Annotated in this window: 13 protein-coding genes; all 13 read left to right on the forward strand. The window is 40.1% G+C overall.

Translation table 11 applies throughout. The features are described from left to right. The first annotated feature begins 17 nt into the window (after positions 1–17). Positions 18–1,652 carry a chaperonin GroEL gene (gene groL / locus Q0218_RS02765; RefSeq protein ID WP_297966023.1) on the forward strand — a complete coding sequence of 545 codons (1,635 nt, stop codon included), beginning with the start codon at positions 18–20 and terminating at the stop codon, positions 1,650–1,652. Between the two features lie 316 nt (positions 1,653–1,968). Continuing rightward, the gene (gene wecB / locus Q0218_RS02770) at positions 1,969–3,114 is read left to right on the forward strand and encodes a UDP-N-acetylglucosamine 2-epimerase (non-hydrolyzing) (RefSeq protein WP_297966025.1); all 1,146 of its coding nucleotides are present in this window, start codon (positions 1,969–1,971) and stop codon (positions 3,112–3,114) included. Beyond that, a complete protein-coding gene (gene wecC / locus Q0218_RS02775; RefSeq protein WP_297966027.1) occupies positions 3,114–4,316 on the forward strand; it encodes a UDP-N-acetyl-D-mannosamine dehydrogenase in 1,203 nt (400 codons plus the stop codon). Before wecB ends, wecC begins: the two co-directional genes overlap by 1 nt. Before the next feature lie 20 nt (positions 4,317–4,336). Continuing rightward, on the forward strand, positions 4,337–6,463 hold the full coding sequence (locus Q0218_RS02780) for a bi-domain-containing oxidoreductase (RefSeq protein WP_297966029.1): 2,127 nt from the start codon (positions 4,337–4,339) through the stop codon (positions 6,461–6,463). A 12-nt stretch (positions 6,464–6,475) separates the two neighbouring features. Further along, complete coding sequence (locus Q0218_RS02785; protein ID WP_297966031.1) at positions 6,476–7,768, forward strand: hypothetical protein; 1,293 nt, start codon at positions 6,476–6,478, stop codon at positions 7,766–7,768. Further along, positions 7,765–8,943 (forward strand): histidinol-phosphate transaminase, encoded by a 1,179-nt coding sequence (locus tag Q0218_RS02790; protein ID WP_297966033.1) that lies wholly within the window; start codon positions 7,765–7,767, stop codon positions 8,941–8,943. Before Q0218_RS02785 ends, Q0218_RS02790 begins: the two co-directional genes overlap by 4 nt. Beyond that, on the forward strand, positions 8,936–9,595 hold the full coding sequence (locus Q0218_RS02795) for an HAD-IB family hydrolase (protein WP_297966035.1): 660 nt from the start codon (positions 8,936–8,938) through the stop codon (positions 9,593–9,595). Before Q0218_RS02790 ends, Q0218_RS02795 begins: the two co-directional genes overlap by 8 nt. Continuing rightward, positions 9,579–10,817 (forward strand): oligosaccharide flippase family protein, encoded by a 1,239-nt coding sequence (locus tag Q0218_RS02800; protein ID WP_297966037.1) that lies wholly within the window; start codon positions 9,579–9,581, stop codon positions 10,815–10,817. The genes Q0218_RS02795 and Q0218_RS02800 overlap by 17 nt, the downstream gene beginning before the upstream one ends. Then, positions 10,810–11,634 carry a class I SAM-dependent methyltransferase gene (locus Q0218_RS02805; RefSeq protein ID WP_297966039.1) on the forward strand — a complete coding sequence of 275 codons (825 nt, stop codon included), beginning with the start codon at positions 10,810–10,812 and terminating at the stop codon, positions 11,632–11,634. Before Q0218_RS02800 ends, Q0218_RS02805 begins: the two co-directional genes overlap by 8 nt. A 1-nt stretch (position 11,635) precedes the next feature. Next, complete coding sequence (locus Q0218_RS02810; protein ID WP_297966041.1) at positions 11,636–12,367, forward strand: class I SAM-dependent methyltransferase; 732 nt, start codon at positions 11,636–11,638, stop codon at positions 12,365–12,367. Next, complete coding sequence (locus Q0218_RS02815; protein WP_297966043.1) at positions 12,367–13,335, forward strand: hypothetical protein; 969 nt, start codon at positions 12,367–12,369, stop codon at positions 13,333–13,335. Before Q0218_RS02810 ends, Q0218_RS02815 begins: the two co-directional genes overlap by 1 nt. After that, positions 13,332–14,540 carry a glycosyltransferase family 4 protein gene (locus tag Q0218_RS02820; RefSeq protein WP_297966045.1) on the forward strand — a complete coding sequence of 403 codons (1,209 nt, stop codon included), beginning with the start codon at positions 13,332–13,334 and terminating at the stop codon, positions 14,538–14,540. Before Q0218_RS02815 ends, Q0218_RS02820 begins: the two co-directional genes overlap by 4 nt. Next, positions 14,533–15,957, forward strand: a 1,425-nt coding sequence (locus tag Q0218_RS02825) for a heparinase II/III family protein (protein WP_297966047.1), incomplete at its 3' end; no start/stop codon positions are given. The genes Q0218_RS02820 and Q0218_RS02825, both read left to right, overlap by 8 nt.

Here is a 15,957-nt window from a genome sequence, read left to right on the forward strand (position 1 = left end):
AATTTAAAGGAATAAAAATGGCAAAAGAGATATTTTTTTCAGACGAGGCTAGGAACAAACTATACGAAGGCGTTAGAAAACTAAACGACGCTGTAAAAGTAACGATGGGGCCTCGCGGCAGAAACGTGCTAGTGCAAAAGAGTTTCGGCGCTCCAGCGATCACTAAAGACGGCGTGAGCGTAGCTAAAGAGGTCGAGCTAAAAGACGCTCTAGAAAACATGGGCGCAGGCCTAGTAAAAGAAGTCGCTAGTAAAACAAACGATGAGGCGGGCGATGGCACGACTACGGCTACGGTTTTGGCGCACTCTATCTTTAAAGAGGGTCTAAGAAACATCACCGCAGGCGCAAATCCGGTCGAGGTAAAACGCGGTATGGATAAAGAGGCCGCAGCTATAATCGCCGAGCTAAAAAGCCTATCGCGCAAAGTAACCGATAAAAAAGAGATCGCGCAAGTAGCCACTATCTCAGCAAATTCAGACTCTGCTATCGGCGGACTGATAGCTGATGCGATGGAAAAAGTCGGCAAAGACGGCGTCATTACCGTCGAGGAAGCAAAATCCATCCACGACGAGCTAAACGTGGTCGAGGGTATGCAGTTTGACCGCGGATATCTAAGCCCGTACTTCATCACAAACGCTGAAAAGATGCAGGTTGAACTAAGCAATCCGTTCATATTGCTATTTGATAAGAAGATTACAAATTTAAAAGATCTACTACCTGTGCTTGAGCAGATCCAAAAAACAGGCAAACCGCTACTAATCATCGCTGAAGATATCGAGGGTGAGGCGCTTGCGACGCTAGTAGTAAACAAACTTCGCGGCGTACTAAACATCTCTGCGGTTAAGGCTCCTGGCTTTGGCGATCGTAGAAAAGCGATGCTTGAGGATATTGCGATACTAACAGGCGGCGAAGTAGTGAGCGAAGAGCTAGGAAGAACGCTAGAAAGCGCAACCCTAAGCGACCTAGGTCAAGCTTCAAGCGTCATCATCGACAAGGATAACACCACTATCGTAAACGGCGCAGGCGAGAAATCGGCAATCGATGCTAGAATCATCCAGATAAAAGCTCAAATCGCGGAAACTACGAGCGACTACGATAAAGAAAAACTACAAGAGCGCCTAGCTAAGCTAAGCGGCGGCGTAGCGGTTATCAAGGTCGGCGCTGCTACCGAGACCGAGATGAAAGAGAAAAAAGACCGCGTGGACGACGCTCTAAGCGCGACTAAAGCGGCCGTAGAAGAGGGCATCGTGATCGGCGGCGGCGCTGCGTTTATCAAAGCGAGCGCAAAAGTAGATCTAAAACTAAGCGGCGACGAAGCTATCGGCGCAGATATCGTAAGACGCGCTCTAACCGCTCCGCTACGCCAGATCGCTGAAAATGCGGGCTTTGACGCGGGCGTAGTGGCAAATTCCGTAAGCGTTAGCAAAGACGATAACTACGGCTTTAATGCGGCTACGGGCGAGTATGTGGATATGTTTAAAGCCGGTATCATCGACCCGGTCAAGGTCGAGCGCGTGGCTCTTCAAAACGCGGTCAGCGTGGCGAGCTTGCTCTTAACCACTGAAGCTACCATAAGCGAGCTAAAAGAGGATAAACCGATGCCTGCGATGCCTGATATGGGCGGCATGGGCGGCATGGGCGGAATGATGTAATACGCCTTTATCTGCGGAGAGCTTTGGCTTTCCGCAGGATTTCTCGTAAAGACGACTCTTAAATTTACTAAAAATTTAAACCTACTTTAAATCTCCTAGCGGCCGTAAATTTGACGAGATTTTAGGCTTAAGCGGCTAAAACGTCCAAAATATACGCATAAATTCCTACGTCTAAAAATGATTTAAAATTAATTATTATTTAACTGAAATTTGTATAAAATAGTTCTGAATCTAGCGTAAGGGCGATCTTTTAAGGCGGCTAAATTTAAATGGAAAATCCGAATTTGGCGAATGCTAGGCTGGAAAGAATGATTTAATGATAAAAAAAATACTAATAGTCTTTGGCACCAGACCGGAAGCCATAAAAATGGCGCCCTTGGTAAAAGAATTTAAAAAAAATAGCGAATTTGACGTCAAGGTTTGCGTCACGGCTCAACACAGACAGATGTTAGATCAAGTTCTTGAGATATTTGGCATAGTTCCAGATTATGATTTAGAAATTATGCGAGCGGGGCAGGATCTGTACGATCTGACGTCTAGGATTTTGCTAAAGATACGAGATGTTTTAGATGATTTTAAACCGGATATAGTATTTGTCCACGGCGATACTACTACCGCTAGCATAGCTTCTTTGGCCGCTTTTTACAAGCAGATTAAAGTAGCTCACGTAGAGGCGGGGTTAAGAACGGGGGATATTTATTCGCCTTTTCCAGAGGAGATAAACAGACAGTTAGTCGATATAATCGCAAGCTATCACTTTGCCCCTACAAATTTATCGAAACAAAATCTCATAAAAGAAAATAAAAGTCCAAAAAATATCGTCGTAACCGGAAATACCGTCATCGACGCGCTTTTTTTGCTGCTTGAAAGGATGCAAAAAGATAGCGGGCTAAAAGATAAAATTTTAACATCTCTAAATGCGAAATACGATACTAACCGCGGTAAAAAAATCATACTCGTAACCGGCCATAGAAGGGAAAATTTCGGCGATGGATTTATAAATATCTGCGAGGCTTTAAAGACCCTAGCGATCAAAAATCCAAACGTCGATATAGTCTATCCCGTTCATCTAAATCCAAACGTCCAAGAGCCCGTAAAGAAAATTTTATCCGGTATCGGTAACGTCCGCCTCATAGCGCCTCTAGAGTACGGCGAATTTGTTTATCTTATGAACAAGGCGCATTTTATCATAACAGATAGCGGCGGGATACAAGAGGAAGCGCCAAGTCTCGGTAAACCCGTGCTTGTAATGAGAAATACAACCGAAAGACCCGAGGCTATAGAGGCCGGCTCGGTAAAACTCGTTGGCGTTGATAAGAAAAATATAGTATCGCAGGCTCAAATTTTACTCGACGACGACGAAATTTATCAAAAGATGTCTCAGTCGCGAAGTCCATACGGCGACGGTAAAGCTAGCGTTAAGATAGTAGAATTTATAAAAAATTTAAGATCGGAGAGATGATGATAAAAAATGTTTGCGTTATGGGGCTTGGCTATATAGGACTGCCTACTGCGGCGCTTTTGGCAAATAAAGGCTACAAAGTGCACGGCGTGGACGTAGTGCAAAGTACGGTAGATACGATAAACCAAGGAAAAATACATATCGTAGAACCAGAGCTTGACGTATTCGTCAAAGGCGCGGTAAACAGCGGAAATTTAAGGGCAAGCTTAGAGCCTGATTTGGCCGATGTTTTTATCATAGCCGTGCCCACGCCCTTTTGCGACGGATACGTGCCCGATCTTAACTATGTAGTAAGCGCCAGCAAGTCTATAGCGCCATTTGTTAGGGACGAAAATATCGTGATTTTAGAGTCGACTTCGCCCGTGGGAACTACTGAAAAAATAGGAGAAATCCTCAAAGATAGCGGCTTGGATATCTCTAAAATTTACATCGCTCACTGCCCAGAGAGAGTATTGCCCGGTAAAATTTTAAAAGAACTCGTACAAAATGACAGAATCGTAGGCGGTTTAAATAAAGAAGCCGCAAAAAAAACGGCCGAATTTTATAAAACTTTCGTCGCTGGCGAGATTTTGCAAACCGACGCAAAAACCGCCGAGATGGCAAAGCTCACCGAAAACTCGTTTCGCGATGTAAATATCGCATTTGCAAACGAGCTTAGCGTTTTGTGCGATAAATTTGGCATAAACGTCTGGGAGCTCATCTCGCTAGCAAATCGCCATCCGCGCGTAAACATCCTAAATCCCGGTTGCGGCGTGGGCGGACACTGTATAGCCGTCGATCCGTGGTTTATCGTGCATGCGGGCGGCGATGACGCAAGGCTTATCAAAACGGCTAGAGAGGTAAATAATCACAAAACGCAGTGGTCGATCGAAAAGATAAAAAACGCCGCTTTAAAATTTGAGCTAAAGAGCGGCAAAAAGCCTAAGATAGCCTGCATGGGGCTTGCGTTTAAGCCCGATATAGACGATCTTAGAGAGTCGCCTGCAGTTTTTATTACTCGCGAATTAAAAAATCAAGGATTTGAAATTTTAGCCGTCGAGCCGAATATAAAATCGCACAAGGATTTTGAGATAATAAACTACGAAAAAGCTGTAGATATCGCTGATATAGTCGTATTTTTAGTAGCGCATAAAGAATTTAAAGAGCTAAAAATAGAAAAAGAAGTTTTGGATTTTTGCGGCGTGCTAAATACTAATATTTAATATTTTTCAAGGTATGGTTAATGATACAAGCAATAGTTAAAAAAGGTAAAGTTTTAGCAGAGCAGATCCCTGCCCCAAGCGTTTCAAAGGGATGCGTTCTTATAAAAGTAGTAAATAGCTGCATATCGGCGGGCACCGAGATAAGCGGCGTATCAAATAGCGGAAAGAGCCTGATTAGAAGGGCTTTAGAGCAGCCGGAGAATGTAAAAAAAGTCATCAGTATGATAAAATCAGACGGCATCGCAAACGCCTATGCGAAGGTAAAGGGCAAGCTTGATAGCGGAAGCCCGACCGGTTATTCGCTTAGCGGCGTAGTTATAGCAGTCGGAGAGGGTGTTTTAAATTTTGAGATCGGAGAGCGCGTCGCCGCAGCCGGCGCAGGGCTTGCAAACCACGCAGAATACGTAGACGTGCCTAAAAATTTAGTTATGAAAATGCCGCAGGATATGGACTTTGAGCGAGCTTGCACCGTGACGCTGGGCGGTATAGCGATGCAGGGCGTTAGGCGGATCGATCTAAGGCTGGGCGAGACCTGCGTAGTCGTTGGAGCTGGGATTTTAGGGCTTCTTGCGGTGCAGATGCTTAAAATTTCAGGCGTGAGGGTCGCTGTCAGTGATTTTGACGATAGGCGCTTGCAGATAGCAAAGAAATACGGCGCCGAGCTCGTCATAAACCCGTCAAGAGACGATTTATTAGACGTAGTTGCGTCTTGGAGCGGCGGGTACGGTGCCGACGGCGTGCTATTTACCGCCGCTACGAGCAGTAGCGAACCGTTATCGCAAAGCTTTGCGATGTGTAAAAAAAAGGGCAGAGTGGTGCTTGTAGGCGTAGTCGGCATGCAGATCAATAGAGAGGATATGTACAAAAAGGAGCTTGATTTTCTCATCTCCACATCCTATGGTCCCGGTCGCTACGACAAGAGCTACGAAGAGCAGGGGCTTGATTATCCGTTTAGCTACGTCAGATGGACTGAAAATCGAAATATGAGCGAGTATCTAAGGCTGGTAAATGAAAATTTGATAAAGCTGGATAAGCTCATAGACGCAAAATATCCTATCGAGCAGGTAACGGAGGCGTTTGAGTCGCTACAGACTTCGCAGAATAAGCCGCTTATGGTTTTGCTTGACTACGGCGAGCCAAATTTAGCCGAGCTTGATAGCTATCTAAATCACGATAAAAAAATCATTATAAGCTCCGCACCAGTAAATAGGGATGTGATAAACGTCGCGTTCGTCGGCGTCGGCGGATTTGCTACCGGGATGCACCTGCCTAATATCTCAAAGCTTACGGATAAGTATAAAATTTACGCGATCATGAACCGGAGCGGACATAAAGCAAAGGCCGTGGCGCAGCAATACGGAGCGAACTACGCTACTTCAAATTTAGACGATATTTTAAATGACAAAAACGTTGATCTGGTAATCATCTCAACAAGGCACGATAGCCACGCAGAGCTTACTTTAAAGGCGCTTGAAGCAGGCAAAAACGTATTTGTAGAAAAGCCGCTTGCGACAAACAAAGACGAGCTTGAAAAGATAAAGAAATTTTACGAGGGGGGAGGCGACAAACCCCTTTTATTCGTGGGATTTAACAGACGATTTAGCGCTTACGCACAGGAGATAAAAAAGCATACGAGCGCTAGAATAAATCCGATGATAATCAGATATAGGATGAATGCGGGCTACATACCGATGGATCACTGGGTGCACGAAAACGGCGGCAGAATGGTGGGCGAAGCGTGCCACATAATAGATCTGATGACGGCGCTAACGGGCAGCGAGATAGAGAGCGTATTTTCGCAGGCTATCACGCCGAGCAATGAAAAATATAGCGCCGAGGATAACAAATCCATCGTCTTAAAATACAAAGACGGCTCGGTGGCAAATATCGAGTATTTCGCAAACGGCAGCAAGGAGCTAAGTAAGGAATTTATGGAGATCCACTTTGACGGAAAGAGCATTATTTTGGATGACTACAAAAGCCTTAAAGGATACGGAGTGGGGGTGAAAGAAATCTCAACGAACGTAAGCCAAAAAGGGCAGCTCGAAGAGCTTGAGGCGCTATTTGAGACTCTAAAAAAAGGCAAAAGCTGGCCGATAGAGCTTTGGGATATGGTGCAGACGACGGAGATTTCGTTTTTGATATAAAAGGCTAAATTTATGACCGGTCAAATTTACAAAAAGATAAAAAGCAAAATCAAAAATTATATTTTTATCAAGAGAAATTTTAGCGAATATGATAAATTTCAGTGGAAAAGCGCAGAAGAGATAGAGCGTATCAGGACTAAGAAGCTAAAAGATATAATAAAAAAAGCGGTTGATTTCGTGCCTTTTTATAAAAATTTGGATTTAAAAATAGATTTTGAAAATTTTAGCTTAGATGAATTGAAAAAATTTCCGGTTATAAATAAGCAAGTAATCAGAGAAAATTTTAAAGACTTTTGTTCTATCGGATTTGACGGAAAAGCATCTCATACGTCGGGATCTACCGGGACTCCGTTTGAATTTAAAGTCCCATATGAAAGCGATGCAATAGAAAAAATTGTAGCGAATAGAGCTTGGGGTATGGGCAAAGATTATACTTATAAAAGCGGTGATCCGATAATCGTTTTAAGGACATATTCGCCAAAAGAAGGCGAGCCGCTTTATAAAATTTCGGGCGATTATTGGTATTTATCCCCGTTTCATATTAACGAGTCAAATTTGGCTTTATATTTATCCGTTATCGAAAAGTCAAAAGCCAAAATAATAAGAGGATACGCAAGCTCCATATATATTTTTACGCTACTTTTAAAGCAAAAAAACATAAAAATACCTCAAATAAAAACTATAGTAACTTCATCTGAGACTTTGCTGCCTGCGTATAGAAGCGCCATCGAGGAGTATTGGGGGTTGCCCGTTTTAGACTGGTACGGGCAAAACGAAAGAACTGTAACAGTCCAGCAGTGTTGGGCGGGTAACTATCACAACAATGATGATTACGGGATAGTCGAACTTAACGATAAAAATGAAATCATAGCCACTTCTTTAAATAACTACGTAATGCCTTTTATTAGATATAATACCGGCGATAAGGCTATACCTTTAGACGGTAAAGCGCCGATTTGTCCTTGCGGTAGACATTTGTCTATTCCTTTTAAAGGGATAGAAGGCAGAAGCGACGATATACTTATTAAGGATGACGGAACGGCGATACCTACGGCAAATTTCTCTACCGCGATGAAAAATTTTAGCGATTTAAGGCAGTTTCAGATAATCCAAGAGAAGGATAGAAGCGTAACCTTAAAAGTGGTTTTAGATAATGATTCGAGCCAGTACGTAAATTTAATAGCTAGCGAAGTCTATAGGAGGCTTGGAAACATAAAGCTAAATATAGAAAAGGTGCCGCAAATCGGGCGAGACATAAAAACAGGTAAAATAAAAGTAACGATTCAAAAAGGAGAGTTGGTATGATAAAGTTAAATTTAGACGAACAAAAAATTGCCTCTAAAATAAAAAGATTAAAGGATGCCGCCGGCAGCCATAGCCCTAGTATTTTTACGATTTGCGAGAAGCTTTCCGAGCTTGATATTAAAGTGGACGCTTGCTTTTTATCCAATCCATACGCGACGGAGCTTTTTTTAGATTACCTTAAAAAAGATTTGATCGATACGAATAAACTAAAAGACGTTTTAGAGTTTTATCCGTCGCAAAACGGCGTAATAGCCGACGTCATAAGTAAATCTATAGACGTAGACAGTAAAAATATCTTTGTAGGAAACGGCGCGATAGAGGTTATCCAAGCCGTGATGCATAATTTCGTAGAAAAAAGGGTGATCGTAAATATCCCTACGTTTTCGTCTTATTACGAGTTTGTAAGGGACGATACGGAAGTGATTTATTATCAGCTAAATAAAGACGAAAATTTTAAGCTTGATATCCAAAGTTACGTTAATTTCGTTAAGTCTAAAAACCCGGATAGCGTAGTAATTATTAATCCAAATAATCCGGACGGCGGATACATAAAATATAAAGATCTAAGATTTATTTTAAATAATCTTAAAGAGGTTAAAAACATCATAATAGACGAGAGTTTTATACACTTTGCCTTTGAGGATAGCGAGTATAGCTTGATTTCTGCTACCGAGCTTTTTAAAGAGTTTTCAAACGTCATCGTCATCAAAAGCCTATCTAAAGACTTCGGTATAGCTGGCATTAGGGTAGGATACGGAGTGATGGATCAATACAAGGTTGCAAAACTCCTTAAAAACGGATATTTGTGGAATTCTAGCGGACTTAGCGAATACTTTTTTAGGCTCTATAATAGAAGCGATTTTTTTAAAGAATACGAAGAAGTAAGGAAAAAATACATCGCCCATGCGCAAGAGTTTTTTGATGAGCTTTCAAAGATACCTCAAATAAAAGTCTATCCTAGCATGGCAAATTTTGCTCTTATCGAGCTACTAGACGGTAGTACTAGCTCAAATTTCGTTTCAAAAATGCTAATAAAATACGGCGTCTATACTAGGACTTGCAGCGACAAGATAGGATTAAACGGCGAATTTATCAGGATTGCAGCTAGATCGCAAAAAGAAAACGAAATCATCGTTAAGGCTATTAAGGAGATATTTAAGGACGATATTGCATAAGCCCGTACTAGCTATTTTTGATTTTTGCGATACGATATTCGACGGTCAATCCGCTACGTTTTTTTTGGATTTTTTGGAATCTAAACTTTCGATAGTCAAGAGAATACGCGCAAGGATTATAAAGAAAATAAATAAAATACCCTCGTCTGATAGTAAAAGATATAAGGAAAATTTAATGCGGGTATTTTACGGCGTCAAAAAAGAGGAGATGGATAAATACGCTGCAGAATTTTATCGTAGTATAGTAGCAAACAGACTTCATAAAAGCGTCATAGAAGCTCTTTTAGCGCATAAAAAAAGCGGTCATATTATCGTAGTCGTATCGGGCGGATTTGAGGTATATTTGAGGTATTTTGCTAAAAGTTACGGCATAGATTATTTAATAAGCACAAAGCTTGAGTTTAAAAACGGCGTCTTTACTTCCAAAATCGCAGGCGATGAATGCTTGGGAGATAAAAAGGTAGAGTTGCTGGGTAGCGAGCTAAATTTAAAGGAATTTGATTTAAAAAATTCGTTCTGTTATAGCGATAGTCGTTCGGATATGCCTCTATTTTCGCTAGTCGGCAACAAAGTAGTCGTAAAAAACGCTCAAAATACCGACTGGATAGACGATGAGTTTAAGGTTTTAAAAGTAGATGGAAGTTATGCTTAAAAATTTATTTGCCTCAAAAGTCGCGAAACAAACGCTATTTTTATTTGTAGCGCAGATATTTGGCATGGTTGTAGGTTTTGTATCCAATATGCTTTTAGCCAAACAAATGGGAGCGACAAATTTTGGGATTTATTCTTTATCTCTGACTATTATCACGTTTATATCTATATTTTTTGAGTTTGGATATTTCTCTAGCGCCTCAAAGATGCTTGCGAACAATCATGACATAAATTTAGAAAAAAAGATATTTGGCACGTCTATAATAATAGCATGTATTTTATCGGCTTTTTTTATCGTATTTGCGCTCGTGATTTCATTTTTACTCGAAAAAATTTTTAGTGATGAAATAGGACAGATAATCAGAATTTCATCTTTTATAAGTTGGAGTTTCGTGATTCCATTTTTTATGGAGCTAATATTAAAAGGCAGTAATCATATAGGCTATTTAGCCGGTTTTAATATATTTTCTAAAATTTTATTTGTAGTATTTTTATCTCTTTTATTTATTTTTGAGCGCTTAACTCCGTTAAATGCGCTTTTATCTTTTTCTTTATCTTATGCGGTTACATTTGCGATATACGCTTATATGCTACGGCCGAATTTTAGCGGTTTTTTTGAAATTCTTAGAGCTATAAATTCGGAAAATAAACGGTATGGAAAATATATTTATAAGGGTAGAATATTTGCCGTATCCGCTTATAATATAGACAGACTTTTAATAGGATATTTTATAGGTTCAAAAGACGTCGGTTTTTATGGACTAGCAAATTCTATGGCGACGCCTATTATTTCAATGTCTGCGGCAATTGGTAGTAGCGTATTTAAAACATTAACGAATAGTAGCAAAATACCGTTTACTATACTAAAAGCAAATTTAGCCTGGGTGCTTTTATCATTTTTTTTAACCAATACGCTTGGATATTTGATTATAAATTTTTATTTAAAAGAAGAGTATGACGATGTATTATTTTTACTACTTTTGACTTCTGCCGGGTATTGCGTAAAAGCGCTTTATCAACCATATAATGCTTGGATAGTCGGTCAAGGCTATGGAAAAGAAGATCAAAAAATGTCATACGGAATGGCCGGTATTAATTTATTGGGAAACATTATTTTTGTACCGATGCTTGGCGTTATAGGTGCGGCGCTATCAAGCATACTTGCTTCTTTTTATTATTTGTATGCATCTGTGTATTTTGTAAAAAGGGTTAGTAATGGATAATAATACATTTGACGACATTCACGATTCTGCTTTAGACGGATGGGGTTTTTCATTTAGGAGAAGTCAGCTATATAGATTTAAAAAATATCTTGATATGCTGATAAAGAATAATATAAAAGGTAAAATCTTAGAAATCGCGTGCAGTACCGGTTTTTTTACGAATTTAATGTCTAATTCTATAAAAAATATCGAGATAAGAGCCGTTGATATATCTCAAATAGCAATAGATAAAGCTAAAAAAAAATATCCTAATATCGACTTTAGCGTTCAAAAGTTACCTGACGTAAATTTTGAAGGAGAATCGTTTGACTGCGTCACGGCTATAGAGGTCTTATCTTATCTGGATAATGAAGGACGGATGCAATCAATGGCTAACATCCGCAATATACTCAAAGACGACGGTTACGCTATCATATCCGTAAATATAGGCGAAATGCCTTACTTTAAACTAGATGAAATTAGAAATTTAGTATCTGATAAATTTGAGATAATTTATGAAGACGGGCTATATATAAAAACATATTATAAATATATAGAAACGCCTATTTGGCTTATTTTAGATATGTTTTCGTCTTATAAAAAAATAATAATAAAACCGACAGACGGTTTTTTAAAAAGAAGCTCGAAAAATATACTAAATTTTACGATAAAAAATAAGATAGTATTTTATACCATAGGTTTTTTGATTAGAAAAATCTGTATAGGCGCATTGTATTTTATGCCTATATATATTATCGACAAGGTGTCAAAATTTATATCAAAAAACGAGCAAGACGTCTATATATGTTTATGTAAAACTAGAAAACGAGAGGGTTGAGATGACTACGCAAGAGAAAATTTTGGACCGATATAAAGAAATAAGAGGCGATTTTATAGATACTAAAGATGAGAAGCTCAGGCAAGAGTTCTTTGATAATCTCTTAAAATATAACTATTTAAAACACATAAATCCATATATAAACGGCAAAATTTTAGAGATCGGTTGCAATAAAGGCTATATGTTAAAAGCATTGCAGAGTTTTGGTTTTAAAAATTTACACGGTATAGATTTGTCTAATTCCGATTTGTCGATAGCTAAAAATAGGACCGGGCTAGATACGCTAAAACAAGAAAACGCTTTTAATAATTTAAAATATAATAAATACGACCTTATACTGTGTAAAGACGTTATGGAGCATATACAAAAAGATAGGCAAGAGGAATTCGTAAAAGAGATATATAACTCGTTAAATATCGGCGGGACGGCAATCATCCAAGTTCCAAATATGGACTGGATAATGTCTAATCATGAAAGATATATGGACTTTACTCATGAAGTAGGCTATACCAGAGAGAGCCTTGCGGATATTTTTAGACTATATTTTGCCAAAGTAGAAGTGCTTCCGGCCTCATATATATTTAAAAACAGCAAGAAAAAGATCGTCGTTTCGCTAGTAAGAAGCATTATGATTAAATGTATAAGATTTGCTTTAAGGATACTTGGAGAAGGCGCAAGCGATGTTTGGTTTGAACACAGAGAGATAATGGTCGTAGCAAAAAAAGACAAATAATGAAGCAAATTTTAATAACCTGCGATACTGAGGTCGGAGAACTGCATGCAAATAGAGCCGATGCGTTTGAGATTTTTATAAAAGGCGAGACTGACGGCAAGGAAGTCGGCGTAAAGCTCATAAATGACTTAGCAAACGAGTACGGCGGCGTAGCGGAGCATTTTGTGGACGTGTATCCGTGTGAAAGATACGGCGAGGATAAATTTAAAAGACTGTGTCGCCAAATCGTCAAGAGCGGACACGGCGTAAATTTACATACCCATCCGTCCGGAAAATACGATAAAAACAGAAAATTTATGCGCCAATATAGCCTAGACGAGCAAATAGAAATTATAAATTTCGGTAAGCAAAAGATAAAAGAGTGGATAGGCGCGGACGTTATAGCTCACAGAGCCGGAGGATACGGCGCAAACGACGACACGCTAAGAGCCCTTAGGATAAACGATATTTTTATAGATAGCTCGTTTTTTTATAAAAATATAAATTGCGCTATAAACTACGACTACTTAAATAAAACTAGCAAAAAATGCGGCGTTTTGCAGTTGCCAGTTAGCGTTTACGAAAAACAAAAGCGCTACGGTTTTTTAAAAACCAAAAGCGTTTTTCAAAAATTTGATTTTAGATACGGCTCTAGCGCGGATGAAATATTAAGAGCGATTGATTTAATGCCCAAAGATTGCATAATAACGCTTTTTTTACATAGTTTTAATTTTTTAAATTTAAAATATAATTTTAAAAGCGGGCGGTATGTAGATATAAGCATAAACGAGGGCTTAATAGGCGAGTGCAAAAAACTTTTGGGGGGAATCGCGGGCAATAAAGAGTGTAAATTTACGTCGATAAAAGATTTAAATTTAAGCTCTTTAAGCTGCTCGGACTATGTGCCAAAGATTAGCGTAAACGCCGATATACTAAAGCCCACGATGGATAAATTTAGGCTAAAATTTATGCAGATAGGCGATATATGATGAAAATACTTTATCTAAGGACGCTTTATTGGTTTGGCTTAAAGGCGGGCGGCTCGGTGGGGCACACGGCGGGCGTTATAAACGCTATGGATAAAAAGGTGCGGCTAAGCGTCGTTTCAAATGACGAACTTTGGGGGGTTGATAAAGAAATAACCGTCGTAAAGCCTATAAAATTTCCTTTTATCCCAAAAGATGTTCTTGAGCTTTTTTATAATTTTAAAATAATAAAGCATTGCGCCGATTTGGAGGCTGACGCGATATATCAGAGATATAGCGGATTTAGCTTTTGCGGGGCGTATATCTCAAAGAGAAAAAAGATACCGTTTGTTTTAGAGTTTAACTCGTCTGACGTTTGGAAGATTAAAAATTGGAAAAATAACGATACTCTTTTTAAGCGAATTTTCAAGACTATTTACTACAAAATTTTTAAGTTACCTATCGTTTGCGCGGTAGAAAGATATAATCTAAAAAATGCAAAATGCGTAGTTGCCGTATCGGAGGCGTTAAAAGATATCCTTTTAAATTTAGGCGTAGACGAGGGCAAAATAATCGTAAATCCAAACGGAATAGACGAAAACAAATATAATCCGCAGGTAAGCTGCGAGGACGTAAAGCAAAAATACGGTCTTGAAAATAAAATCGTAATCGGCTTTATAGGGACGTTTGGTCAGTGGCACGGAGCCGAAAATATCGCGCACGCTTACGGCAAGCTACTGCAAAAATATCCCGAATACAAAGAAAAAACCAAGCTTTTTATGATAGGCGACGGCATCAGAATGCCAATCGTAAAAAAACATATTTTGGAATTTGATTTGCAAGAAAACGTCGTATTAACCGGCCTTATCCCGCAAGAACAAGGAGCGAAATTTCTAAGCGCGTGCGATATCTTGGTTAATGCCACCGTCCCAAACCCCGATGAAAGCGAGTTTTTCGGCAGCCCTACCAAGCTGTTTGAATACATGGCTATGGGCAAAGCCGTAATATGCAGCGATATGGCTCAGATGTCTAAAATTTTGGAGCACGGCAAAACCGCCTATATGGTAAAACCGGGACGCGTAGACGCACTAGAAGCCGCCATGAAAGCGCTAATAGACGATGCTTCGCTAAGGGCGTCTATGGGCGCAAATGCCGCAAAAGAAGCCCTACGAAAATACACGTGGGGCAGGCATGTGGATAAAATTTTAGAGGCCGTAAATAATGGGTAAATTTTTTTATTATCTTAAAAAAGCCAAGTCGATGCCGCCTGATGCGTTGTGCGCGAAAATCGCTAATAAAATTTTAAATTTAACTAAAGATAAAATCCAAAAGTTGCGCGATGTATCCAGCGATACCCGTATCAAATTTAACGTTTCGCCGGTACGAATAAGCTACGTAAATTTATGCGAACTTGGCGTTTCGAATATAAATTTAGACGTCGCGAGATATCTGTCTAAAATGTACATTGAGCATAAATTCGATCTGCTGGGTAGCGGGTGGGTAAAAAATAGCTATGATAGCGCGGTGCTCGGGCTTGAGGGCTACAAATACGATACGAACGTCGCAGCTCCCGCAAGCGCGCTGGAGGACTACGAGCCGATTGATTGGCAAAAGGATTTTAAAAGCGGCTTTCGCTGGAGCGAAAAAAAATGGTACAAAGATCAGCGCATAGCCCATAAACCGGGCAGCGACATAAAGGTGCCGTGGGAGCTTGCGAGGCTTCAGCACTTACCGCAGCTTGCTATTTTTGCTATGGCGGATCCGAGCTTAAAAGAGCAAAATTTAAAAGAATTTAAAAACCAAATTTTAGATTTTATCCGCAATAATCCGCCTAGAATGGGCATAAATTGGACCTGCACGATGGACGTTGGCATCAGGGTCGCTAATATGCTGGCGGCTTACGATATGTTTTGCCGGATGGATGATGGCAGAATTTTAGATGCGGATTTTAAACAGACCTTTTCAAATAGCGTCTACGAACACGCGTTTCATATAGTAAATAATCTCGAATATTCGCCGCATCTTACGTCAAATCACTATCTAAGCGACATCGCGGGCCTGCTATTTGCGTGCGCGTATCTAGACGGCGACCGCGAGATAGACGCGTGGCTGGCGTTTGCCGTGCAAGAGATAATCAGCGAAATGAAAAAGGAATTTTACGAAGACGGCGGAAATTTTGAGAGCTCTACGAGCTACCACCGCCTAAGCGGCGAGCTGATGGCGTATAGCGCGGCTTTGATACTGGGTTTAAAAAGCGAAAAAATTTCGTCGCTAAAAAATTACGACGCAAAGCTTTGGCGTAAAAAGCCAAAACTTCTGCCGCCAAACGAGCAGGAATTTAAAATCTTAAACGGACAAATAGCGCTGCCGCAGTGGTTCGTGGACAGGTTGTATAAAATAGGCAGGTTTACCGCCGACATTACAAAGCCAAACGGCGAAGTGCCGCAATTTGGCGATAACGACAGCGGCAGGTTTTTTAGGCTTAGCCCAAACGGCGAGTTCTTGAGCAACGAACAAGCCGTGCGAAAATATCTAAATTTGAGCGGCTTTGAGGGCGGCGACGAGCCGTTTTGGGATGAAAATATCTTAAGCCACTCCACGCTAATTAGCTGCATGGGCGGGATTTTCGATGATGAGATATTTAAA

Origin of the sequence: uncultured Campylobacter sp., assembly GCF_938039245.1 — a bacterium.
Taxonomy (GTDB): Bacteria; Campylobacterota; Campylobacteria; order Campylobacterales; family Campylobacteraceae; genus Campylobacter_A.